This is a genomic window from Maricaulis maris (assembly GCF_003634045.1).
Taxonomy (GTDB): domain Bacteria; phylum Pseudomonadota; class Alphaproteobacteria; order Caulobacterales; family Maricaulaceae; genus Maricaulis; species Maricaulis maris.
Map to the genome: position 1 here is coordinate 184,346 of NZ_RBIM01000007.1, position 20,830 is coordinate 205,175.

Annotated in this window: 22 protein-coding genes and 2 tRNA genes; 18 read left to right on the forward strand and 6 right to left on the reverse strand. The window is 64.1% G+C overall.

The window, feature by feature from the left end:
- The first annotated feature begins 309 nt into the window (after positions 1 to 309).
- From C7435_RS14850 to C7435_RS14865, 5 genes are read left to right on the forward strand one after another with little or no spacing between them, the layout of a single operon-like run.
- Positions 310 to 921 (forward strand): hypothetical protein, encoded by a 612-nt coding sequence (locus tag C7435_RS14850; RefSeq protein WP_147422718.1) that lies wholly within the window; start codon positions 310 to 312, stop codon positions 919 to 921.
- Between the two features lie 38 nt (positions 922 to 959).
- Positions 960 to 1,169, forward strand: a complete 210-nt coding sequence (locus C7435_RS17025) for a hypothetical protein (RefSeq protein ID WP_147422719.1) — start codon at positions 960 to 962, stop codon at positions 1,167 to 1,169.
- An 11-nt stretch (positions 1,170 to 1,180) separates the two neighbouring features.
- Complete coding sequence (locus C7435_RS14855; RefSeq protein WP_121212290.1) at positions 1,181 to 1,462, forward strand: hypothetical protein; 282 nt, start codon at positions 1,181 to 1,183, stop codon at positions 1,460 to 1,462.
- Between the two features lie 27 nt (positions 1,463 to 1,489).
- Entirely contained in the window at positions 1,490 to 1,927 is a 438-nt protein-coding gene (locus C7435_RS14860) for a hypothetical protein (protein WP_121212291.1), read from the forward strand.
- Positions 1,928 to 1,984: 57 nt separating this feature from the next.
- The gene (locus tag C7435_RS14865) at positions 1,985 to 2,494 is read left to right on the forward strand and encodes a hypothetical protein (protein ID WP_121212292.1); all 510 of its coding nucleotides are present in this window, start codon (positions 1,985 to 1,987) and stop codon (positions 2,492 to 2,494) included.
- Here C7435_RS14865 and C7435_RS14870 read toward each other — a convergent pair.
- Positions 2,491 to 5,049 carry a pentapeptide repeat-containing protein gene (locus tag C7435_RS14870; RefSeq protein ID WP_121212293.1) on the reverse strand — a complete coding sequence of 853 codons (2,559 nt, stop codon included), beginning with the start codon at positions 5,047 to 5,049 and terminating at the stop codon, positions 2,491 to 2,493. The genes C7435_RS14865 and C7435_RS14870 overlap by 4 nt on opposite strands.
- Before the next feature lie 166 nt (positions 5,050 to 5,215).
- Here C7435_RS14870 and gltX point away from each other — a divergent pair, with 166 nt between their 5' ends.
- The 4 genes from gltX (at position 5,216) to C7435_RS14890 (ending at position 8,374) form a co-directional block, all read left to right on the forward strand.
- Positions 5,216 to 6,553, forward strand: coding sequence for a glutamate--tRNA ligase (gene gltX, locus C7435_RS14875; protein ID WP_121212294.1), 1,338 nt, complete (start codon positions 5,216 to 5,218; stop codon positions 6,551 to 6,553).
- Between the two features lie 316 nt (positions 6,554 to 6,869).
- Positions 6,870 to 7,775 (forward strand): alpha/beta fold hydrolase, encoded by a 906-nt coding sequence (locus C7435_RS14880; protein ID WP_170150493.1) that lies wholly within the window; start codon positions 6,870 to 6,872, stop codon positions 7,773 to 7,775.
- Between the two features lie 9 nt (positions 7,776 to 7,784).
- The gene (locus C7435_RS14885) at positions 7,785 to 8,174 is read left to right on the forward strand and encodes a hypothetical protein (protein ID WP_121212296.1); all 390 of its coding nucleotides are present in this window, start codon (positions 7,785 to 7,787) and stop codon (positions 8,172 to 8,174) included.
- A complete protein-coding gene (locus C7435_RS14890) occupies positions 8,171 to 8,374 on the forward strand; it encodes a helix-turn-helix transcriptional regulator (protein WP_075190963.1) in 204 nt (67 codons plus the stop codon). Before C7435_RS14885 ends, C7435_RS14890 begins: the two co-directional genes overlap by 4 nt.
- Here C7435_RS14890 and C7435_RS14895 read toward each other — a convergent pair whose 3' ends face one another.
- Positions 8,375 to 8,974, reverse strand: coding sequence for an LOG family protein (locus C7435_RS14895; protein WP_325048662.1), 600 nt, complete (start codon positions 8,972 to 8,974; stop codon positions 8,375 to 8,377).
- Positions 8,975 to 9,094: 120 nt separating this feature from the next.
- On the opposite strand from C7435_RS14895, the gene C7435_RS14900 reads away from it, so the two are divergent.
- From C7435_RS14900 to C7435_RS14920, 5 genes are all read left to right on the forward strand, one after another.
- Positions 9,095 to 10,105: a LysM peptidoglycan-binding domain-containing protein gene (locus C7435_RS14900; protein ID WP_075190962.1), complete on the forward strand. Its 1,011-nt coding sequence runs from the start codon at positions 9,095 to 9,097 to the stop codon at positions 10,103 to 10,105.
- A gap of 431 nt (positions 10,106 to 10,536) precedes the next feature.
- Complete coding sequence (locus tag C7435_RS14905; protein WP_233350799.1) at positions 10,537 to 12,426, forward strand: ABCB family ABC transporter ATP-binding protein/permease; 1,890 nt, start codon at positions 10,537 to 10,539, stop codon at positions 12,424 to 12,426.
- Positions 12,427 to 12,502: 76 nt separating this feature from the next.
- Positions 12,503 to 13,204, forward strand: a complete 702-nt coding sequence (locus C7435_RS14910; RefSeq protein WP_147422720.1) for a hypothetical protein — start codon at positions 12,503 to 12,505, stop codon at positions 13,202 to 13,204.
- A gap of 14 nt (positions 13,205 to 13,218) precedes the next feature.
- Positions 13,219 to 13,602 carry a hypothetical protein gene (locus C7435_RS14915; RefSeq protein ID WP_147422721.1) on the forward strand — a complete coding sequence of 128 codons (384 nt, stop codon included), beginning with the start codon at positions 13,219 to 13,221 and terminating at the stop codon, positions 13,600 to 13,602.
- Positions 13,602 to 14,315 carry a prephenate dehydrogenase gene (locus tag C7435_RS14920; RefSeq protein ID WP_121212300.1) on the forward strand — a complete coding sequence of 238 codons (714 nt, stop codon included), beginning with the start codon at positions 13,602 to 13,604 and terminating at the stop codon, positions 14,313 to 14,315. The genes C7435_RS14915 and C7435_RS14920 overlap by 1 nt, the downstream gene beginning before the upstream one ends.
- Positions 14,316 to 14,331: 16 nt before the next feature.
- Here the strand turns inward: C7435_RS14920 and C7435_RS14925 are convergent, their stop codons facing one another.
- Both C7435_RS14925 and C7435_RS14930 read right to left on the reverse strand, forming a co-directional pair.
- Positions 14,332 to 14,994 carry a hypothetical protein gene (locus C7435_RS14925; RefSeq protein WP_147422722.1) on the reverse strand — a complete coding sequence of 221 codons (663 nt, stop codon included), beginning with the start codon at positions 14,992 to 14,994 and terminating at the stop codon, positions 14,332 to 14,334.
- 86 nt (positions 14,995 to 15,080) lie between these two features.
- Positions 15,081 to 15,156, reverse strand: a tRNA-Asn gene (locus C7435_RS14930).
- A 368-nt stretch (positions 15,157 to 15,524) separates the two neighbouring features.
- On the opposite strand from C7435_RS14930, the gene C7435_RS14935 reads away from it, so the two are divergent.
- Positions 15,525 to 15,875, forward strand: coding sequence for an Mpo1-like protein (locus C7435_RS14935; protein ID WP_075190957.1), 351 nt, complete (start codon positions 15,525 to 15,527; stop codon positions 15,873 to 15,875).
- A 52-nt stretch (positions 15,876 to 15,927) separates the two neighbouring features.
- Here the strand turns inward: C7435_RS14935 and C7435_RS14940 are convergent.
- A tRNA-Cys gene (locus C7435_RS14940) sits at positions 15,928 to 16,001 on the reverse strand.
- Between the two features lie 211 nt (positions 16,002 to 16,212).
- Between C7435_RS14940 and C7435_RS14945 the strand changes: the two genes are divergently transcribed.
- The 3 genes from C7435_RS14945 to C7435_RS14955 all read left to right on the forward strand — a co-directional run bounded on the left by C7435_RS14945 (position 16,213) and on the right by C7435_RS14955 (position 19,238).
- A complete protein-coding gene (locus C7435_RS14945; protein ID WP_199288366.1) occupies positions 16,213 to 16,866 on the forward strand; it encodes a protein-L-isoaspartate O-methyltransferase family protein in 654 nt (217 codons plus the stop codon).
- A gap of 283 nt (positions 16,867 to 17,149) precedes the next feature.
- Positions 17,150 to 18,538 (forward strand): TolC family outer membrane protein, encoded by a 1,389-nt coding sequence (locus C7435_RS14950; protein WP_121212302.1) that lies wholly within the window; start codon positions 17,150 to 17,152, stop codon positions 18,536 to 18,538.
- A 115-nt stretch (positions 18,539 to 18,653) separates the two neighbouring features.
- Positions 18,654 to 19,238: a DUF2497 domain-containing protein gene (locus C7435_RS14955; RefSeq protein WP_075190955.1), complete on the forward strand. Its 585-nt coding sequence runs from the start codon at positions 18,654 to 18,656 to the stop codon at positions 19,236 to 19,238.
- 103 nt (positions 19,239 to 19,341) lie between these two features.
- Here the strand turns inward: C7435_RS14955 and mltF are convergent, their stop codons facing one another.
- Positions 19,342 to 20,742 (reverse strand): membrane-bound lytic murein transglycosylase MltF, encoded by a 1,401-nt coding sequence (mltF, locus tag C7435_RS14960; protein WP_121212303.1) that lies wholly within the window; start codon positions 20,740 to 20,742, stop codon positions 19,342 to 19,344.
- Positions 20,743 to 20,830: the final 88 nt, after the last annotated feature.

The following is a 20,830-nucleotide window of genomic DNA, read 5'->3' on the forward strand; positions in this document are numbered from 1 at the left end:
GCCGGCGCGCGCTGGCGCGTACTCGAGCCATTTTTCCCGGGCGCAGACCCGGGACCCACAGATGCTTCCGGCAAGCGATGAGTCTCACGTCGGTCCCGGATCGCGCTGACGCGCGTCCGGGAAAAATGTACTGTAGTTTCGCGCCCGGCGCGTCCGGTGCCCGCCACCCCATAATCCGCGTGAGAAGCCGCCTGCTGGCTGACAAGCGACGTGTGGATAAGGCGCCCAGCGCCACCCCCTGCGTCACCCCGTCACATTCGTTGAGTCAGTTATTTCTGTCAAAACAGAAATCAACGAATGGAGGTGGACATGAAGACGCATGGCAGGCTCCCCCCAGCGCTGGCCCACAATGCCGCCCGGATGGCGCGGCGGGATGCCGCCCTTGACCGGAAGTCGGGCCGCGGGGCGCCGGGCGCTGGAATCGTCAAGGCCGTGGCCGGGCATGTGACCTGCCCCGACGCGCCCAACCCGGTGGTCGCCTGGCTCACCGGTTGCGCCGCGACGGCGCTGACGGGGTATTGGGCGATCGGTGTCGCCAGTCTCGCCGGCGGAGAGACTGAAGCCGTTCGCTTTCTGGCGGTCTTGGCCGGCGCGCTGCCAGGGGCCTTGGCTTCTGCCGCGCTGATCGCATTCCTGACCGCCATTCCCATGCCGCTCCTTGTCCTTGCCGAACGCGCCGCGCACTGGCGTCGCGGCGCGTCGGATTTTCTCACGGCGGCCCTGATGGGCGCGATACTGGCCCAGCTGTTCGGCTGGCCAATGCTGGACGGTCCGCGCGGCATCGGTCTGACATTGTTCGCGGCTTTCAGCGGCGGTGTTGGCGGTCTGGCTTATTGGCTGGCGGCCGGGAGACCGGGTCACGAACCAAGTATCAACCGGCCCGATCAGGGCCATGTCGAAGTCCTCGCACGGGGGGATTGAGCGGCGCGCTGCCGATATCACCGGATATGGAGACGATGATGGGTTTGTTCAGACGAGCGGTTGGAAAAGCCCCCTGGCGGGCGTTCGCGGCCTGGTTCCTAGCTTGCTATGTCGCGGGCATGGTCCTCAGTGCGGGCTTCTGGATTGCCACGATGATCTTCGATTGGGAAGTTTTCGAGGTCGTCGTGACCGCGGTAATTGCCGCGCCGCTGGTCGGCGCCTATCTCGGGGTTTTGTCGCCGCGCTGACAGCCGCGCCGATGCTGGTCCTGACCAGTCTCGTTCGTTGCGTGAAGGCGGGGCGGCCCTGGGCGGACGTCTTGGTCGGCGGTCTGATGGGCGCAGCGCTGGTCCAGATCTTTGCCGGCGCCATGATGTTCGGCGCGGGCGAGGCGGAGATGCGCAGCACCGGCCTCGTCCTGACAGCTGGTTTCAGTCTCGCTGGCGCTATCAGTGGCTGGGTCTACTGGCAGATCGCCGGGCGCCCGCGCCCGCACAACCCGCTGCCGCAGAAAATCGTTCAAGCTCATGTCTTTGGTTGATAAGACAAGTCCGGGAAGGGGATCATCATGACCACACCGACACGCCCGCCACTGAGCCTTGCCGGCTCGATGCGCAATGTCCTGGCCTGGCTCGCCGCCGCTGTCGCGTCCGGCCTGACGGTCGTCATCGGCTTGGCTTTGCTGGCAGTCATCGAGGCGGAAGGCGGTGTCGAGGCCGAGGCCGAATTCCTGCAGGCCCTGGTCCCGGGGAGCCTGTTCATCGGCGGCTATATCGCGGTCCTGACCGCCCTCCCGACGGTGATCCTGACCTGGGTCCGGCGCTGGCGCGGCTGGTACGGCCTGCCCGTTCACCTCGTCATGGGCGCCCTGACCGGCGGCGCCGCCATCCAGCTTTTCGGATTTCCGCTCTCCTACGGGCTGGAAGGCCTGCCGATGACCGGTTTCTTCGCAGCGACCGGACTGGTCGGCGGCGCGGTTTACTGGCGGCTGTCGGTGCGGCCATAATTCGGGCGTGGGCGGTCGCTTGAGTGTGGTCCGTCGCCCTGCAGGAGATCGTCCGCCATGCCCACCGCGCTCAAACGCCTCTTCGGACGCAATCCTTGGCGCGCCATCGGGGCGTGGCTTCTGACCTGTTACCTGGTCTCGGTGGTGGTGATCGCCGGTTTCGCCCTTCTCGCGGTGTTCGATGCCGGGAGTGATGCAGGACGGCAAAACTACTGGGTCACCGTGACCATGGCGCCGGTGTGGGGCCTGTTCGGCGGTGTTGTCACCGCACTGGTTTCCGCCCTGCCGGTCTGGGGGCTGGTCAGCCTGTTCCGGGGCCTGAAATGGCCGCGGCCGCTGAGCGAATTGATCGCCGGTTCGCTGCTCTCCCTTGTCCTGCTGCAGCTCCTCGTCGGCACCCTGAACTTCGGTGCAGCTGAGGGACCAAGCCCCTTTCCGCTCTGGCTCTACCTTGTCTTCCTCGCCGTCGGCGCGGCCGCCGGCTGGTGCTATTGGCGCCTCGCCGGGCGTCCCGGACGCCCGACCGATGAAGCAGCGGATGCGGTGAAGGCGCGGGTGTTTGACTAGCTGATCTGGAAACGCCGGCGCAGGGTCAACAGGAAGAGAAAGGCCAGCGGCAGGGCGAGCAGACGGTGAATGAGGCGCACCAGGGCGAACCAGTAGGCGTGTCCGTCAGCATTGGGGCCTTCAAGGCGCCGCGTCCAGGGATGGTGTCCGCCGGGATTGACCACGGGCACGACAGTCATCTCCAGCCCGTAAAGCGCCGGGCCGAGCAAGCCGGTGCGGCCTTCCTGGCGCCAATAGGCGGTCCAGCGATCGTCCGTCGGTGACGCGTCCTCCTGCGCCCCGATCAGGCGGGGCGTTTGATGCAGGGCGACAGGGGTTTGCGGTGCAGGCAGGGGCGGCGCGGTGACGGCGAGGGCGAGATAGCTGGCCGCACTCGCAAGCCAGACCACACCCATCCATCCCAGAACCCGGGTCAGGCTCTGGCCGTAATCGGTGACGGCGCCGTAAAGCCGCGCGAAGACAGCCTCCCAGGCTGTGACGTCGGTATCGCGGCCTTCGTCGTCGCTTCGCCCGGTCAAGCGCCGGGCCTGGCGGGCCTTCAGCTCGAGGGCGAAAAAGCGCTGTTCCTCCGCACTCGCCCCGATCTTCGCTGAAAGGCGTTTCAGGGTGCGATAATCGGACTCGTAAAGGTTCGCCTCCAAGCCACGATCATCGAAGCGGGCCTTGGCCGCGTCGTAGGTCTCATTGAACTGCGCTCGGGCTTTATCCGGCAGGCCGCCGTCACCAGCCCGACGCTCGATTTCGTCCCATAACTCTTCGCGTGACGGGAAGGGGATGTAGTCGGGCGCGTGCGGGGCTTTTCGTCCCAGCCATGACCTGACGGTGGCATCGACTTGGCGCCAGGCCCTGTCCCAGCCGGGAAAGCGGCGCGGACGCATCGGCGTGCCAAAGCGAAAGCGGGCCATTTTCCAGCGCACGCCTTCATGCAGGCTGACGCCGTGAAAGCTCGACCGCCCGAAGAATTTGACTCCCTCGAAATCGGGCTCAGAGGAAAACACCCGATCCGAAAAATCCGCAGTCCCGAAAATGCGGGCATTGCCGAGTTTGAAACTGGCAAGCGCGCCCGCTTCGGCCCGGGCCCCGGGTGTGGTCAGCCAAATCTGCGAGACATCGCGACCGGATTGCGTTGTCCCTTCGGAGGCGCGGGCAGAGGTGTCGCCAGGCGCGTTGGAATGGCGCAACTCGCCAGCCTCGGTACCGGATAGCTCACCGCGCGCCAGGTTGACATCGCCCAAGGCCAGAATGCCTGAGAAGTAAGCGTTACCGCCGGAGAATTGCGCTTGATTGAAGTTAGCGTATCCGCCGGAGAATTGCACTTGATTGAATTTAGCGTCCCCGCCGGAGAATTGCGCATGATAGAAGTCAGCGTATCCGCCGGAGAATTGCGCTTGACTGAATTTAGCGTATCCGCCGGAGAATTGCACTTGATTGAAGTCAGCGCATCCGCCGGAGAATTGCACTTGATTGAAGTCAGCGTATCCGCCGGAGAATTGCGCTTGATTGAATTTAGCGTCCCCGCCGGAGAAATGCGCTTGATTGAAGTTAGCGTATCCGCCGAAGAAATGCGCTTGATTGAAGTCAGCGTCCCCGCCGGAGAATTGCGCTTGATTGAATTTAGCGTCCCCGCCGGAGAATTGCGCTTGATTGAATTTAGCGTATCCGCCGGAGAATTGCGCATGATAGAAGTCAGCGTATCCGCCGGAGAATTGCGCTTTTGTGAAGTAAGCGTTACCGCCGGAGAGTTGCGCTTGATTGAATTTAGCGTCCCCGCCGGAGAATTGCGCATGATAGAAGTCAGCGTATCCGCCGGAGAATTGCGCTTGATTGAATTTAGCGTATCCGCCGGAGAATTGCGCTTGATAGAAGTAAGCGCTGCCCTTGAAGAGAACCGTGGCCATCGACAGCGGTGACGCGAAGTCGATGCGGCTTGCGTCCGCGTTGTCCAGCCAGGCGGAGCGATCGGCGCAGAGATGGAGCTGCGGCCGGGCATGTTCGACTTTTGCGGGGGCGGGCGGACGGGGGAAGCGGCGCAAGATTGCGCCAGTGAATTGGACGCGATGATCGGCGCCCTTGAAGCCATACATGCTGACCGTCTTGTCTGTCGCGCCGCTGTGGACGAGGCGACGACTGACCTCTTCTTCCAGCACACCCCACTCAGCCGCATCAAGATCGGCTTTGAAGCTGGGTGTCCTGTCGGCATGGGTTTCGGGCAGGTGCAGGATATGGAAATCGGCCTGGCCGGTGTCCCCGATAAGCAGACTCGCATCGCGAAGCGCTTGGTCCGACCGCATTCGGCCGGTGTCCGGATCCTGGCGAAAATAATCCTGCAGCGTCGCTGGGCGTGAGCCTTCAGGCGCTTTTGCGGTCTCCACGCAGCGCTTGTCCGGTGAAACCGACCAGCCGATCCAGCGGTGCTTTGGTCTCCCATAAGCATCCAGCGCCGCCAACCCGGCCCAGCTGAAATCCTGTTCCCGCCAATGCTCCCACCAGGCAGCCTCGCGCGCGGCCTTCTCGGCGGCCTTGTTGTCGCTTTGCTTTTGGGCCTGATCGTCCACGCCCGTCTCCCCGATTGCGCGCCGGGCGCGAGTTAAGCGCAGATGAAGCGCGAAGGCGAGTAATCGACTGTCGCCGCCACACCCCGCCCCATCCGCTCCCCCCGCTTGCCCCTTTGCCCTGACAGCGCTAAGCCCTGCGCCTCAAACTCAGTGAGGCTCCACGTCGATGACCAAAGTCCGTTTTGCGCCCAGCCCGACCGGCAAGCTTCATGTCGGCAATGTCCGCACCGCGATCTTCAACTATCTGTTCGCGCGCAAGGCCGGCGGCACTTTTGTGCTGCGCATCGACGATACCGATGTTGAGCGCTCGACCCAGGCCTATGAGGACGGTATTCGCGCCGACCTGACCTGGCTGGGCATTTCCTGGGACGAGACGTTCAAGCAGTCGGACCGGTTTGACCGCTATGAGGCCGCCGCCGAGACCTTGAAAGCCAAGGGTCTGCTCTATCCCTGCTATGAGACCGGCGAGGATCTCGATCGCAAGCGCCGCCTGCAAATGGCCAATGGCCGGCCGCCGGTCTATGACCGCGCCGCCCTGGACCTGACCGACGCCGAGAAAGCTGCTTTCGAGGCCGAGGGGCGCAAGCCGCACTGGCGGTTCAAGCTGTCGGGCAATCCGGTGGAGTGGGACGACATGGTGCGCGGCCATGTCGCGATCGAGACCTCCTCCCTGTCCGACCCGATCCTGATCCGCGAGGACGGGTCCTATCTCTACACCCTGCCCAGCGTGCTGGATGATATCGAGTCGGAGATCACCCACATCATCCGCGGCGAGGACCACACCACCAATTCCGGCGCCCAGATCGAGATTTTCGAGGCGCTCGGCGGCAAGGCCCCGATCTTCGGTCATCAGGCGCTGCTGGTCGGCGCCGATGGCGGCAAGCTGTCCAAGCGGACGGGGTCCTTGGGGATTGCCGATCTGCGCGATGTTGATGGGCTGGAGCCGATGGCGATCATGTCGCTGCTGGCCCGCATCGGCACTTCGGATCCGGTCGAGGCGTTTGCCGATGTCGAGGGCATTCTGGAAGGCTTTGACCTGGGCAAGCTGTCACGCTCGCCGGCCCGCTTTGACGATGAAGAATTAAAACGCGTGAACGCCAAGCTGCTGCACGCCATGCCCTATGCCGACGCCCAGCCGAAGCTGGCCGCGCTGGGAGCCGACAAGGGTGAAGCCGTTTGGGAAGCCGTGCGTCCCAATCTGGAAACCCTCGCCGATGCCAAGGCCTGGGCCGTGCTGATCGACGGTCCGGTCACTCCGGTGATCGAAGACGCGGATTATGCCGCCGCCGCCGCGCAGCATCTGCCAGCTGGTGTGCTGGACAGTGAGAGCTGGTCGGCCTGGACGAACACGCTCAAAGAGGCCACCGGCCGCAAGGGCAAGATGCTCTTCATGCCGCTGCGCCAGATGCTGACCGGTGCCGAGCGTGGTCCGGAAATGGCGGTATTGCTGCCGCTGATCGGCCGCGAGAAAGTGCTCAAGCGCCTGGCGGGTGAGACGGCTTAGCCCATCCGGCTCGGTCAGCGCTTTCACGCGTCTTGTCATCCCCGCTGAATGTCCGGCGCAGGCCGGACGCAAGGCGGGGACCGAACTATCTGCCACATATAGGTCCCTGACTTTCGCCCGGCCTTCGCCGGGCGTTCATCAGGGATGACAACCAGAATGAGAGCGTGCCGCCGCACGCGCTCCTGACAATCTGACATGTTTGTATTTCAATTTGTCAGGATCACTTGACACTCGCGCTCTTGAGTGTCAGGTATGCATGACACTAAGTCATGTAGAGCTGATGGAGCAAGCAATGAAGCCTTGTGGTAGCGGGAAGATGAGTATCGGCGGATGGATTGCCATTGCTGTCGCGATTGTAGTTGGCGCAACCGCCGGGCAGGCCGACGGCCAGGGACCGGACGGGGTCATGTCCGGATCGGTGCAGATTGAGCGGTTTGGTTCACCGGCCGGCCGGGATGTCATTCTGGTCCCGGGCCTGGCGACGCCGGGTGAGGTCTGGGCCGATACGGTCGCGGCGCTGGGCGATGATGTGGATGCCCATGTCGTGACCCTGGCCGGATTCGGCGACGTCCCCGCCGTGCCGCGCGGCGAGGCGGGGGTGGTCGGCGGCGCCATCGCTGACCTGACCACCTGGCTTGAAAGCGAGGGGGGTGAGGGCGCCGTTCTGATCGGCCACTCAATGGGCGCCCAGATCGCCCTGCAGGTCGCGGCTGAACTGCCGGACCGGGTCGATGCGGTCATCGTTGTCGACAGCGCGCCCTTCTTTGCCCGCCTGTTCAACCCGGCTATCACAACCGACCAGGCCGCCGCCTATGCCGCTGGCATGTCGGGCCAGATGGCGGCGGCGCCGCGCGAGCAGTTTCTCGCCATGTCGCGGCAGGGGCTGGCGGTCCAGTCGATCACGGCTGACGGTCAGGCGCAGGTGATGGGTTGGATGGAGCAGGCCGACCAGTCCGTCGTCGCAGCGGCGATGGGCGAGGTGATGGGGACGGATTTCAGTCCTGTCCTGCCGCGGGTTTCAGCACCGGTCACCATCCTCTTTGCGACCAGCGAGGGCATGCCGGTCAGCCCCGCCCAGCTCGAATCCCTGTATGCGGATCAATATGGTGCGCTCGCCGATCATGAGCTGCGCCGGATCGACGGGTCGCGGCACTTCATCATGCTGGACCAGCCGGACGCCTTCCAGGCGGTGCTGGTCGATGTCCTTGCCACAACACGATAGGAGGCGGTGATGAACAAGAATGCACGGCAATACACGGTGCGGTTCAGCGCCACGATGGTGCTCTACATGGCCGCCCTGTTCGGCTCGGTCCATCTGCTGCAAAGCGTCGAAATGGCACCGGTCCTGCGCGGCGCGGTCGCACTCTTGCCGGTCCTGCCCGGACTGGCGGCCCTGTGGGTTGTGATGGTGTTTTACCGCTCGCTTGACGAATTCAAGCAACGCATGCTGGCCGAAGCGATGATCATTGCCGCCTTGCTGACCGGCTTTGCCAGTTTCGCCTACGGGTTTCTGGAGGGCGCGCTGGACCTGCCGACCATTCCGTTGATCTGGGTCTTTCCGGTGATGATCGGGCTGTGGGGCCTGGCAGGTTGTTTCCAGAAATACGTGGTGTACCGGTGAGGAACCGTCTCCGCGTCCTGCGCGCCGAGCGGCGCTGGAGCCAGGCCGAGCTGGGTGAACGGGTCGGGGTGTCGCGGCAGGCCATCAATGCCGTCGAGACCGGCAAGCATGACCCGTCGCTGACACTCGCCTTTGCGCTGGCCGGTGCCTTTGATCTCACGATCGAAGCGGTGTTTGACCCGAACGGGGAGGCGGACTGATCAGTCCGCCTTGCCGGTCGTCGTCGCGTCCTTCGCGTCGAGCTGGGCGATGATGCGCGCGATCGCGACCTTGGCATCATCGATCAGGTCAACATGGTCGGCGAGGGATTGCGGCGTGAAGCCCTCGCGCACCGTATGGGCGATCAGCTCGATGAAGGGCGACCAGAAGCCTTCCGTGTTGAGAAAGACGATCGGCTTGTCGTGCAGGCCGAGCTGTTGCCGCGAGATGACGTCGAACACCTCCTCCAGCGTGCCGGTGCCGCCGGGCAGGATGATATAGGCGTCGCTTTCGGCAATGAGCTGGCTTTTGCGCTCGCTCATCGTTTCGACAATCTTGATATCGACACCGTCAAGATGGCCTTCGCGGGCAATCAGGAAGCCGGGGATGATGCCGTAGACCGACCCGCCTTCAGCGGCCGCGGTCGAGGCGGCGATGCCCATCAGCCCGACATCACCGCCACCATAGACCAGCCGGCAGTCGGCCCGGGCGATCGCACGGCCGACGGCCTCGGCGGCGTTTGCATAGGTTTCGCGTTCACCCATACGTGATCCGCAGAAGACACCAATCGACCTTAGTTTCGCCATCGTGACATCACTCATATTTGCTTTATCGGATCGGGATGCTATTCGCCGAAGGCTGACGGCGCGAGGTTTGCATCCAGTTCCGGTATGCCGGAGCACATATTCGTGTCCAGCCCAATTGACGACGGGAGAGCCGCCATGACCGCCACGCGGTCGTTTATCATCGCTGCAGCCCTTGCCGCGCTGGCGATTGCCGCCGCGCTGGCTTTCATCATGTATCGTCCGGCTGTCCAGGATGACGGGGCGCCTGCGCCGACCGTCGGCAATCCGGTGTCTCCCGCTGGCACGACGACACAGCCCGATCCGAGTGCTGCCATGCTGGCTGCCCCGGTTTTCGACATCGTCCGCGTCGCCCCGGCCGGGACCGCGGTGATCGCCGGTCGCGGCGAGCCGGGTGCCTCAATTCAGCTTCTGGCAAACGACATCGCCATCGAGTTCGAAGATGCCGGGTCCCGCACCGACGCGATGACTATCAATGAGCGCGGCGAGTGGGTCATCATTCTCAACGACCCGCTGCCCTCCGGTGCGGTCGAGCTGTCCTTGCTGATGACCGCCAGCGATGGACGCCAGCTGCGCTCGGAACAGGTCGTTGTCGTTTCCATACCTGAACAGCGCGGCCCGACCCCGTTGGTCGTCGTCGGACGCCCCGGCGAGGCCAGTCGTGTCTGGCAATGCCCGTCCTGCTCGACCGGTGAAATGGGGCCGCTGGTTCTGGAAACCGTCGATTATGACGAGACCGGCGCCGTGATCTTTTCCGGCCGTGCCGAAGCCGGCACGACGGTGCGCATCTATGCCAATGGCGCCCAGGTCGGCCAGACCACGGTCGGCCGCGATGGTCGCTGGACCTTGCAGGCCGGCGCCTTGCTGGCGCCCGGCATCTACGATCTCCAGATCGACCAGGTCGACGAGGATGGTCATGTCAGCGCCGTCATCGTGCTGCCGTTTGAACGCGTTGCCGCCGAAGACCTCAACATGGGTCCCAATTCGGTCGTCGTGCAGCCCGGCAATTCGCTGTGGCGACTGGCGCGGCGTCTCTATGGCGAAGGCGTCCAGTATACCGTGATCTACGAGGCCAATCGCGAACAGATCCGTGATCCGGACCTGATCTATCCCGGCCAGGTGCTCGAGGCGCCGACGGAAGACGGGTAGGGGCGGGCGTTTTGAGGCCGGGTTGACGGTCCTTTGCCATGATTGTGAAGCGTGGACAGCGCCCGCGGAATGTCGATGGGCTGCGTGTTAGCGCGGAGGCATTCATTCATCTCATGCCAGCGAACGGGCCTCAGGGGGTCAGCCGCGTCAAGGTCGCCTTCGGCGCCGCAACGCGGGCATGCACCTTGACGCGGCTGAACCCCTGAGGCGAACTCCCGGCAAGAGTTGTATGGGGCTCTCTGCGCGACCGCGCGGGTTTTCGAGTGGCGCCGTTTCCAGTACATGTCACCGCTATCCTGCGGATGCTCGCTGCGTGATCTGCGTCGGATGACGTGTTGCGTGACGTGTTGATGGGCGGCGATGGCGTCTGATTGCCTGTCTCAGTCCTCCCCACTGGCGCTTGCGTCACCGACGCCCTATCTCTGCCCACAATGAGACCGACAACTCCCGACAATGCGGAAGACGCCAAGCAGGCGCCGAAAGGCGCTTTGGGTATCACCATGTGGCGCCTGTTCGCGCTGTTGGCTTCGCCGGACATGGCCAAATGGCGGTTTCGCATGGGGGTGGCACTGGTCCTCACCATCATCGCCAAACTGTTCTCGGTGGCGGCTCCGATCCTGTTTGGTGACGGGATCAACCTGATCGTCGACGCGACCGGAGGCGCCCCGGCTTCGGGCGGCGGGCAGGGCAGCACGCTGTGGCCGGGCTTGCTCACAACCTTCTCACTGGCCTTCATCGCTTATGCCGTGGCCCGCTTCCTGTCGGTCGGGGCGCCGCAATTGCGCGACGCGATGTTTGCCCCGGTCAGCCAGGACGCCCAGCGCCTGACCGCGGTTCGCGCTTTTGCGCATGTCCAGAGCCTGTCGATCGGTTATCATCAGACCAAGCGCACCGGCGCCCTGCAGCGCATCATTGAGCGCGGTGCCCGCGCCGTCGATTTCCTGATGCGCTTCCTGATCTTCAACATCGCGCCGACCCTGTTCGAGCTGACGCTCGCCGCCATCGCTCTGAGTGTCAAATACGGCTGGGAATTCGCCGTGATCGCGGTGGTCACCATCGCCGTCTATATGGGGCTCACCTGGTCGCTGACCGAGTGGCGTGTCGGCATTCGTCGGCAGATGAATGATGCTGACAATGAAGCCTCGGCCCGCGCCGTGGACGGGTTGATCAATTTCGAGACGGTGAAGGCTTTCGCCGCCGAGGAACGCGAAAGTGACGCCTATAATGACGCGATGACCCGCTATGCCGGGGCGGCGGCCAAGTCGCAATCCTCGCTCGCCTTGCTCAACGGGCTGCAGGCGCTGGTGATGAATGCCGGCCTTCTGGCGATGGCGCTCACGGCTGGCTGGAAAGCCTATAACGGCGTGCTCATGGCCGGTGACGTGGCAGCAGTGACGCTGGTCCTGATGAATATCTACCAGCCGCTCAACATTCTTGGCTGGGCCTATCGCGAGATCAAGCAGGGCGCGGTCGATATGGAGCGGGTCTACGAGACGCTGGCGCTCAAGCCCGATGTCGCCGACAGCGCTGATGCGCAGCCGCTGGTCCTGTCCGGCGGGGCGGTGAGGTTCGAGGATGTCGGCTTCACCCATGATGGCCGCTCGCGCTCGCTGGGCGGCGTATCGATGGATATCCCGGCCGGCAGTTTCGTCGGCATTTGCGGTCCGTCCGGGGCTGGCAAGTCGACCGTGCTGCGGTTGCTTTTCCGCTTTTACGATCCCGAGCAGGGGCGGGTGCTGATCGACGGGCAGGACCTGCGCGGCATCGCCCAGACCAGCCTGCGTGAGGCGCTCGGCCTGGTGCCGCAGGACGTCGTCCTATTCAATGATACGCTGCGCGCCAATGTGATCTACGGCAAGCCGGAGGCCAGCGAGGCCGAGATCATGGCGGTGCTCGAACGCGCCCACCTGGCTGATTTCGTGCGCGGCCTGCCGGACGGGCTGGAGACGCGGGTCGGCGAGCGCGGGTTGAAACTGTCCGGCGGCGAGAAACAGCGCGTCGGCGTCGCGCGTGCCATTCTCAAGGATCCGGCCGTGCTGATTCTCGACGAAGCCACCTCGGCGCTTGACAGCCAGACCGAGGGTGAGGTCCAGGCGGCTCTGGCCGACGCCGCCGAAGGCCGCACCACGATCGCCGTCGCCCACCGCCTCTCAACCATTGCCGGTGCCGACCGGATTTTCGTGCTCGATGGCGGACGCGTGGCCGAAGCCGGCACGCATGACGAACTGCTCGCCCGTGGCGGCCTCTATGCCGATATGTGGCGGCGCCAGAGCGAGGCGGTGTCGGCGGCAACGACCCTGGTCGCGGATATCGCTGAATAGGCCGGACTGCGCCCGATCAGGCATTGTCTTTGCGCACCGCCCGCCTAGTCTGGCGGCAGCAGCGCGGGGGCGTCTCATGGATATGATTGTGGAGGGGTGGCAGGCTTTCCGGGCCAGCGGCTTCGGGATGGTCGTGACCTCGACCGAGGCGCAACGCATTTATGCGTGGATCGCGTTGGCGCTGGTCTTCGGGGCCAGTCTCTGGTTTGCGCGGCGGCAACTCAACCTGTTGCGCAGCGTCAGCGCCGCCGAGTTGGACAGTGATCTGCGCTTGCCGGGTCCGGTGCCGAAAAAGCCGGCCAGAATCCAGCGCCGGATTGACTGGTTCGAGGCGCGGCGCGATGAGGTTGTTCATGGCGTCTGGCGGGCGCTCGGTCTTTTGCTGGTGCTGGGGATGATCCTGCCCGGCGCCGTCGTCTTCATGGCGGTCTGGCAACACGACTGGTTATTGCCGGATTACGCGGCGCCGATCGTGATCGGCGAGGGCGAACCGGTGGCAGCGGTCGGCGATGTCGTCATCTTCCTTGCCGACCAGGTCTTCCGCGGCGCCTTGGCGGACATCCCCGAGGTGTTTCGTTTGGGGCTGACCCCGGTCAGCAATAATCCGGACAATGCCGTGATTTCCTGGCTGGTGGTGATCTATCGCTTTGCCGCCGGGATGGTCAGCGGCTCGGCAATCTACATGCTGTATCGGGTCTGGCGCGGTGTGCCCCGCATCGACAGGCGGATCGCCGACTATCGCGAGCGGCTGAAACAGGCTCAACTGCCCGGGGCATAGTCAGGGAGTCCGGCATGAAGACGGTTTTGGTGGCATTGGCGTCAGGTGTGGTGTTGGCCGCGTCCGCGATGGCCCAGCCCGGCATGCCGGGTGAGGCGTTGGCGGATCCGGGCGTTGATGCGGAGGGTTACCCGGTCCTGCCGGACATGCGCGCCGTCCTGCGTCAGGGGAACTCTGCCGCAGCCCTCGCCAGCGCGATCGCCATGGTCGATGATTGCGCTGCGCCGCTGGTGTTCGACGCGGCCTGGCAGGGTGACGTCTATTCGATCTCTGTGCAGTGCACCGATCATCGCGGCGAGACATCCGCCACCGTGGACTATCGCGTCGCCCCTCGTAGCGGTGATTTCGCCTATCTCGAACCGGTCGCTATCCGCACCCATCCCGAGCCGCGTTACTGATGGCGCAGGTCGGTCTTATCGGTCTGGGCGCATTCGGACGACTTGCCGCGACCCATCTTTCGCCACATCTCGATCTTGTCGCTCATGATCCGGCGGTCGCCGCGATGGACGGTGTGGCCTGTGTGCCGCTCGTCGAGGCGGCATCGCGGCCCGTCGTCATTCTCGCGGTGCCGGTTCAATTGATCGCCGAACTCTGCCAACAGGTCGCTCCGTTCTTGTCGCCCGGAGCGCTGGTGCTTGACGTCGCGTCGGTCAAGCTCAAGCCGATGGCCGCCATGCGCGCGCATTTGCCGGCCGGGACACGCATACTCGGCACGCACCCCCTGTTCGGGCCGCAAAGTGCGGCCGACGGGCTGGGCGGGCAATCCATCGTGCTGTGTCCGGAACCGGGCGTTGATCCGGCCTGCGTCGCCGGGTTCCTGCGCGATGATCTGCGTCTGGATGTTCATATCTCCGACGCTGATACCCATGACCGCACCATGGCCAGCGTCCAGGCGCTGACTCATCTGGTGTCCAAGGTCATCACCGATCTCGACCTGCCGGCAGCGCCCTATACGACGCGCAGCTATGACTTGTTGAAACAGGCGGCCGATCTGGTCGCCGGTGACAGCGACGAACTCTTCCGCGCCATCGAGCGTCACAACCCTTATGCGGGTGAGTTGCGGGGCAGGTTTTTCGAGGCGGCCCGGGCGCTGGACGCGCGGCTGGAGTAGGGTGGGACTTGCTGGTTCAGTTCACGACAATCCGTGCACCGCAGAAATACGGTCCGAACTCCTGTGCATCGGCCCTCGGATCCCCGGTCGTCTGGTTGATCGACGAAGCCGGGTAGCCGAACCGGTCTACCAGATAGGCCGTCCCGGTCGCGGCACGGCGGAGCATCAACCCGACCTTGTCCATTGCGGGCGTCGAGCGGTCGAGGCGCGAGTGTGTCTGACCGATAATCGTTATCGGGCGGTAGGTCGGGGGCGCGGTGTCGTAGATCAGGTCTTCGAGCATGCGTTCCGCGATGGCGCCGGGCAATTCGAACAGGGTGCTGCGATCATAGGTGAACAACAGGCATCGATTGTTGGCAACGTCGTGTAGCTGACTCGCGGACAGGATGCCTTCCGGACGATCCAGGTTTGAGGGGTCCGCAGGCTCGGCGATGACGCCTTGCTCTTTGGGCCACAACTGAACGACGACCGCGGCACTGATGCTCGCCAGCGCGACAACCAGCAGGGATATAATCAAGGCGAGGATGATCCGTTCGGTCTGGCGGGCATCCAGTTCACTGAAAAGGCTCGCGGACAACATCCGGACAATGACGTCGCGATAGACCGAGAGCGAGCCCGCAATCGCCAGGCCGAGAACGCCGACGCTCGCGGCAATCGCTGCCAAGTTGAATTCGGTCACATCCATCCCCAGCGCTGCCGAGCGTCATGCATAGCTACAGCCCCGAAGGGCGTCCAGCCGTGATGGGAAGGGGGGTCTCTTGAGAGTGGCTCCTCGGGACGGGCTCGAACCGCCGACCCGGTGATTAACAGTCACCTGCTCTACCAACTGAGCTACCGAGGAATACCGTCTCTCAAGCGAGGCCCGGCTTTTATCAGAGCTTCGCCGCGCCGCGCAAGCACTCTGCTGCGCAAGAAGCGCAAACTGTGTGCAAAAAAAATCGGGAGCCGCAGAGGCTCCCGAAAAGGCATTGGGTGGATGGTGGGGTGTCTTCACGGGAAGACGCATTCAAATTCGCCTCCGAACCCTTAAGGCCGGGTTAACGGGAACGGGAGAATTAGGGAATTGGTTTATCGTCCTTGCCGAATTCCTAATGGAATCATGGAAATGCGTGGATAACTGCGCAGGTTTCATTCACCATGATTTTGCCTGTTTTTGGGGCGGCAAACCGCCGTGTTACTGATTCGGCGGGCGAATCACCGGAGTTGACCATGCGCGACCACGCTACATTCGAATCATTCTGGCCCTTTTATCTGCGTGAACACGCCAAGCCGTGGACGCGGACCTGGCACTTCGTCGGCTCGACCCTGGCGATCGCGGTTCTGATTTATGCGCTCGTCTCGCAGACCTGGTGGCTGCTGCTGGCCGTGCCGGTGTCCGGCTATTTCTTTGCCTGGGTCAGCCATGCCTTTGTCGAGCGCAACAAGCCGGCCACCTTCACCTATCCGCTGTGGTCGCTGATCGCCGACTATCGGATGTATGGCTTCTTTTTGGTTGGAAAGCTCGACGCCGAGCTCGACAAGGCCGGGGTGCCGACCGGCCGCCAGGCCAATGAAGGCTGACATTCGGGTGCCAGGCTAACCGATTACGGGTAAGGGAAATTCGCTGAAGGGTTGGAGGCACCGCCCGGAATCGAACCGGGGTACACGGATTTGCAATCCGCTGCGTCACCACTCCGCCACGGTGCCACGCCTTGCGAGCCGGGAGCTATAGCGCTGTCGCGCGGCGCGAGCAATCCGGCTTTCTCAGCTTTACCGCAGGTCGGCCGGGTCCGGCCTTGCGTTGGCACGATGCGAGGCAATTCGACGCGCGCGCAGTGGCGTGCTTGCGGCACCGCGTGATGCCGGGATATATCAGCGCCGAACCGTATCCCAACAGGGCCTGGTCAGGGAGAGCCTCGTGAGCGAATTCGAAACGGCGCGAAAGCAGATGGTCGATTGCCAGATCCGTCCGTCCGATGTCACCGACCGGCGTCTGATCGCCGCCTTCCTCGACATTCCCCGCCATGTCTTCGTGCCGCGGGCTCGGCGCGCTTCAGCCTATTCCGATGGGCAGGTCCCGGTCGGTGAGGCGCGCACGCTGATGCGGCCACGCGATTTTGCCAAACTGGTCCATGCTGCCGATATCCAGCCGGATGAGCTGGTTCTCGATATCGCCTGTGCCCGCGGTTATTCCACGGCGGTTCTGGCGCGCATGGCCGGCACGGTTGTCGGGCTGGAATCCGACGAGGACAGCCTGTCCCGCGCCTCCGGCCTGCTGTCTGATGTCGGCGCCGACAATGCGGTGGTGATCGAAGGCGATCTCGCTGCCGGTGTTGCCAAACAGGGCCCGTTCGACGTGATCGTCGTCAATGGCGCCGTCGATGCCGTGCCGCAGGCCTGGCTCGACCAATTGGCGCCGGGCGGTCGGCTGGCGGCGGTTATCCGCCGTGGACCGATCGGCAAGGCAACCATCTTCACGCGCTCGGCTGCGGGTATCGGAGAGCGCGTCGTGTTCGACGCCAATGTCGCCCCCTTGGCTGGTTTTCAGGCCGAGGCCGGCTTCGTACTCTGAATTTTTCAGGCTTGGCGGGAACGGAATCGGTGGTCTCATCCGTTTCACACCGACATTGCCGTGTATCCCGGCTGCCAGTTGGCGCGGCAGACAGCCGGATTATTACGGAAATATCAGAGTGAACAGTGTTCACTTTTAATCATGGCGTGCCTATATGCTGACGTGGTATGCGCGTGAGCAGAAATAGCCCGTGTCCGGTCGGCAAGACTGGATCGGGTGCGATGACGCGTTAGTATGAGGCGAGGCGGCGGACACGGTTTCGGCGCTGCAAGAGGGGTTCGTAATGTCGCGATTGAAGAATTTGGCGCTCGTATTGGCCGCCGGTGCATCGGCGCTGGCGCTTGCCGGTGCCAGCCAGGCGCAGACTCTCGAAGAGACGCTGGCGCTGGCTTACAACTCCAACCCGACCTTGCAGGCGGAACGGGCGCGGCTTCGCGCCACCGATGAGGGTCGGGTCCAGGCCCGGGCGGCGCGCTTGCCGACCGTCTCGGCGTCCGCCTCGATTTCGCGCAACCACTCGGAAGGCGAAAGCTTTTCCCAAGTCAACAATACCACCAACAGCTTCGACTCCGACTCGACACCGAAGAATTACGGCCTGTCGGCCAGTCAGCCGATCTATCGCGGCGGCCGGATTGATGGCGCCATCGACCAGGCGACTGCCGTCGTCATGGCCGGCCGCGAGAACTTGCGCGCCACCGAGCAGACCGTGCTCGTCAGCGCAGTGACAGCCTTCATGGATGTGCGCCGGGACAGCAATGTCGTCGAGATCCGCCAGAACAATGTCGAAGTCCTCGCCCAGCAATTGCGCGCGGCGCGTGATCGTTTCGAAGTCGGCGAGATCACCCGCACCGACGTGTCGCAAGCCGAGGCCCGCCTGTCGCTGGCCCAGACCCAGCTTTCCGCCGCCCAGGCCCAGCTGGCCGCCAGCCGCGCCGCCTATGAGCGCGTGACCGGCCAGCCGGCGGCCTCGCTGAGCGAACCCCCGGCGCTGCCGGCCTTGCCCGACAACCTCGCCGACGCCGCCGAATATGCCTTTGACAACAGCCCGCAATTGCTGGCGGCCCGTTATAGCGAAGAAGCCGCCCAGCACGCGATCCGGATCGCCCGCGGCGCGTTGCGTCCGGAAGTCTCGCTGACCGCGTCGGCGTCATCGGCGCGTGATTCGAGTTTTTCCGGCGATGTCCGCGACAGCGCCTCCATCATGGGCCAGGTCTCGGTGCCGCTGTTTACCGGTGGCCTCAACCGGTCGCGCGTGCGCGCGGCGGTCGCCCAGGAAGAACAGGCCCGCTTTCAGGTCCGTGACGCCCGGCGCCAGGTGACCGAGGCGGTGACCAATGCCTGGTATTCCTATGTCGCCTCGCTGGCCGTGATCGAATCGAGCCGTCAGGCCGTGCGAGCCAACGAGATTGCGCTCGACGGCGTGCAGCAGGAAGCCTTTGTCGGCATCCGCACGACGCTGGACGTCCTCAATGCCGAGCAGGAATTGCTGGAATCACGCCTGACCTTCGTGACTGCCGAGCGCGACAGCTTCGTGGCTGGCTATCGCTTGTTGCAGGCAATGGGGCTGGCCTCGGCGACGAGTCTCGGTCTGGACGTGGAAATCTATGATGCGGCTGCAGGAGATTCGCGCGAATCGCGTTTCCCTAACCTTGACTTAACGCCCTGGGACTAGGGTTTTCGCAGAGTCGCGGGCTGGACAGGCGAGTTCCGGCCCGGTTTATTCGCGTAATACGGGAAGCCGACACGCTGACCGACGACGCAGACCGAAGACAAGGACTTGGGCGCTCATGGCCGATGCCGCTGAAAACGAACCGTCGATGGAGGAAATCCTCTCCTCGATCCGCCGCATCATCAATGAAGACGATGATGATGCACCGGCGGAAGCCGAGGCCGAGGCCGCCGACGAGGCTCCAAAGAGCCAGGATGATGTCGATGCCCTGTTCGACGAGCCGGCCGCCGATGAAGGTGCCGGGGACGTGCTGGAGCTTACCGAGCGCGTCGATGATCTTGACGAAGGCACCGAGCCGATGGCGGTTGATGACGATCTGATGATCGTTGATCGCGAGGAGGCGATTGAGGACGAGCCGGTGATGGCCGAGCCCGAGCCTGAGCCCGAAATCGATTTCGACGCCCTCGCCGACGAGACCGCCGACGGCATCATGAGTGAGCCGGCCGCCGCCGCCGCCATGGGGTCCTTCCACACCTTGGCCGAGAATATCCGCATCTCCGACGAGGAAGGCCGCACGCTGGAAGGCGTTGTCCGGGCCCTGCTGCGTCCGATGCTGAAGGAATGGCTCGACGCCAATCTGCCGTCCATCGTTGATGAAAAGGTGCAGGCCGAGATCGATCGCGTGGCGCGTCGCCGCCGTTAGGCCGAACCGACCAATTCAAGGTCACAGGAAAAGGGGCGCGTCCGGCTGGTCGCGTCCCTTTTCCTTGGCGGCGTTGCTTGTGGACCGAAACCAGCGGCCGCGATCAGAGGCCTTGGGCCGCCAGCATGGCCCGGTATTCGCGGATCTTGGCGACATAGCGCACCGGCTCGTGGCCGCGGGCATAGCCATAGCGCAGCGTCGAGTAATATTGCGGATCGGAGAGCAGGGGCAGGGTCTCGGCGAGGTCATCCCAGCTATTCTTGTCGCGGCCGAGACGCTCCGCCAGCCGGCGGGCATCATACATGTGGCCCATGCCGACATTGTAGGCGGCGAGCGCGAACCACAGCCGGTCCTCGCCGACCACGCCATCGGGCACCCGGGCATACAGGTCATCCAGATAGGCCGCGCCGCCGCGAATGCTCTGAAGCGGATCGGTGCGGTCTTCAATACCCACACGCTCCGCAGTCGACAGGGTCAGCATCATCAGGCCGCGCACCCCGGTGGCGCTGACCGCCTCCGGATCCCAATGCGATTCCTGATAGGCCTGAGCCGCCAGCAAGTCCCATTCGAAGGGCAGGTCCTCGGCCGCCGCCTCGAACCAGCGCCGGTATCGCGGTAGGCGGTTGTCGACCCGGCGGACAAAGCGGGCGATGTCGACATAGTCATAATCACCGAATTGACCGAACCAGGTCTCGTCGAGGGCTTCCAGAAGCCCGTTGTCATGGGCTTCGGCGAACCAGGCGGTGAGGGCGGGGGCAAGGCCGTCCACCCGCGCATCATAGGCCCAGGCGAGCGGTTGCTCATTGCTCAGGTTTTGCGCCACGACCAGTTCGGGATGGCGTCGCCGCGCGAAGTCCGTCAAGTGGGAATCGGCGACGGTACAGTCGGCATCGCCGCGCTCGACCGCGTCCAGCAGCGGCATGGCGGAGCCGGCCGGCATGGTCCGCCAGCGAAGCGCGGGCAGTGTGGCCTGCAGGGTCCGCAATGTCTCCTCGTAACTCGACCCTTCAAGCACCAGGATATCGGTGTCGGCCAGCGCGTTGCGGCGGGTCGGTGTCGGGCCGTCACGGCGGCAGACCAGTTGCTCGGTCACTGATTTATACGCCGGCGCGAAGGCCAGGAGCGCTGATCGTTCCGTGGTCTGGGTCAGGCCGGCAGCGGCGAGATGCCCTGCGCCTGCGGTCAGCGCGTTGAGCAGGTCGGGGATGGAGTCGGCGACTTCGAAACGCGCTGTGACACCGAGACTGTCGGCGAAGGCGCGGGCCAGATCCACTTCATAGCCCGTTGGCCCGTCCGGTCCGGCTTCATAGCTGGTCGGGCCTGCCAGGGTCAGCACGACCAGTTCGCCGCGTTCGCGAATCACGGCCAGCGTGTCGGGTTCGGCCGGCGGCGTTTCAGAGGGTTGGCTGCAGCTCACCAAAGCCGGCGCCAGGAGGGCGACCGGGACGACGGCCGCGCGGAGCGGTTTGAAGAATGATCCGATAAGGCGAGCGATATCCGTCATCTGATCAAGTTAGGGGGGCGGTGTCCGGATTTCAAATACTCAATTGTGACAGTCGATCGGGATTTGTTCCGTTTTGTTAACCATAGAT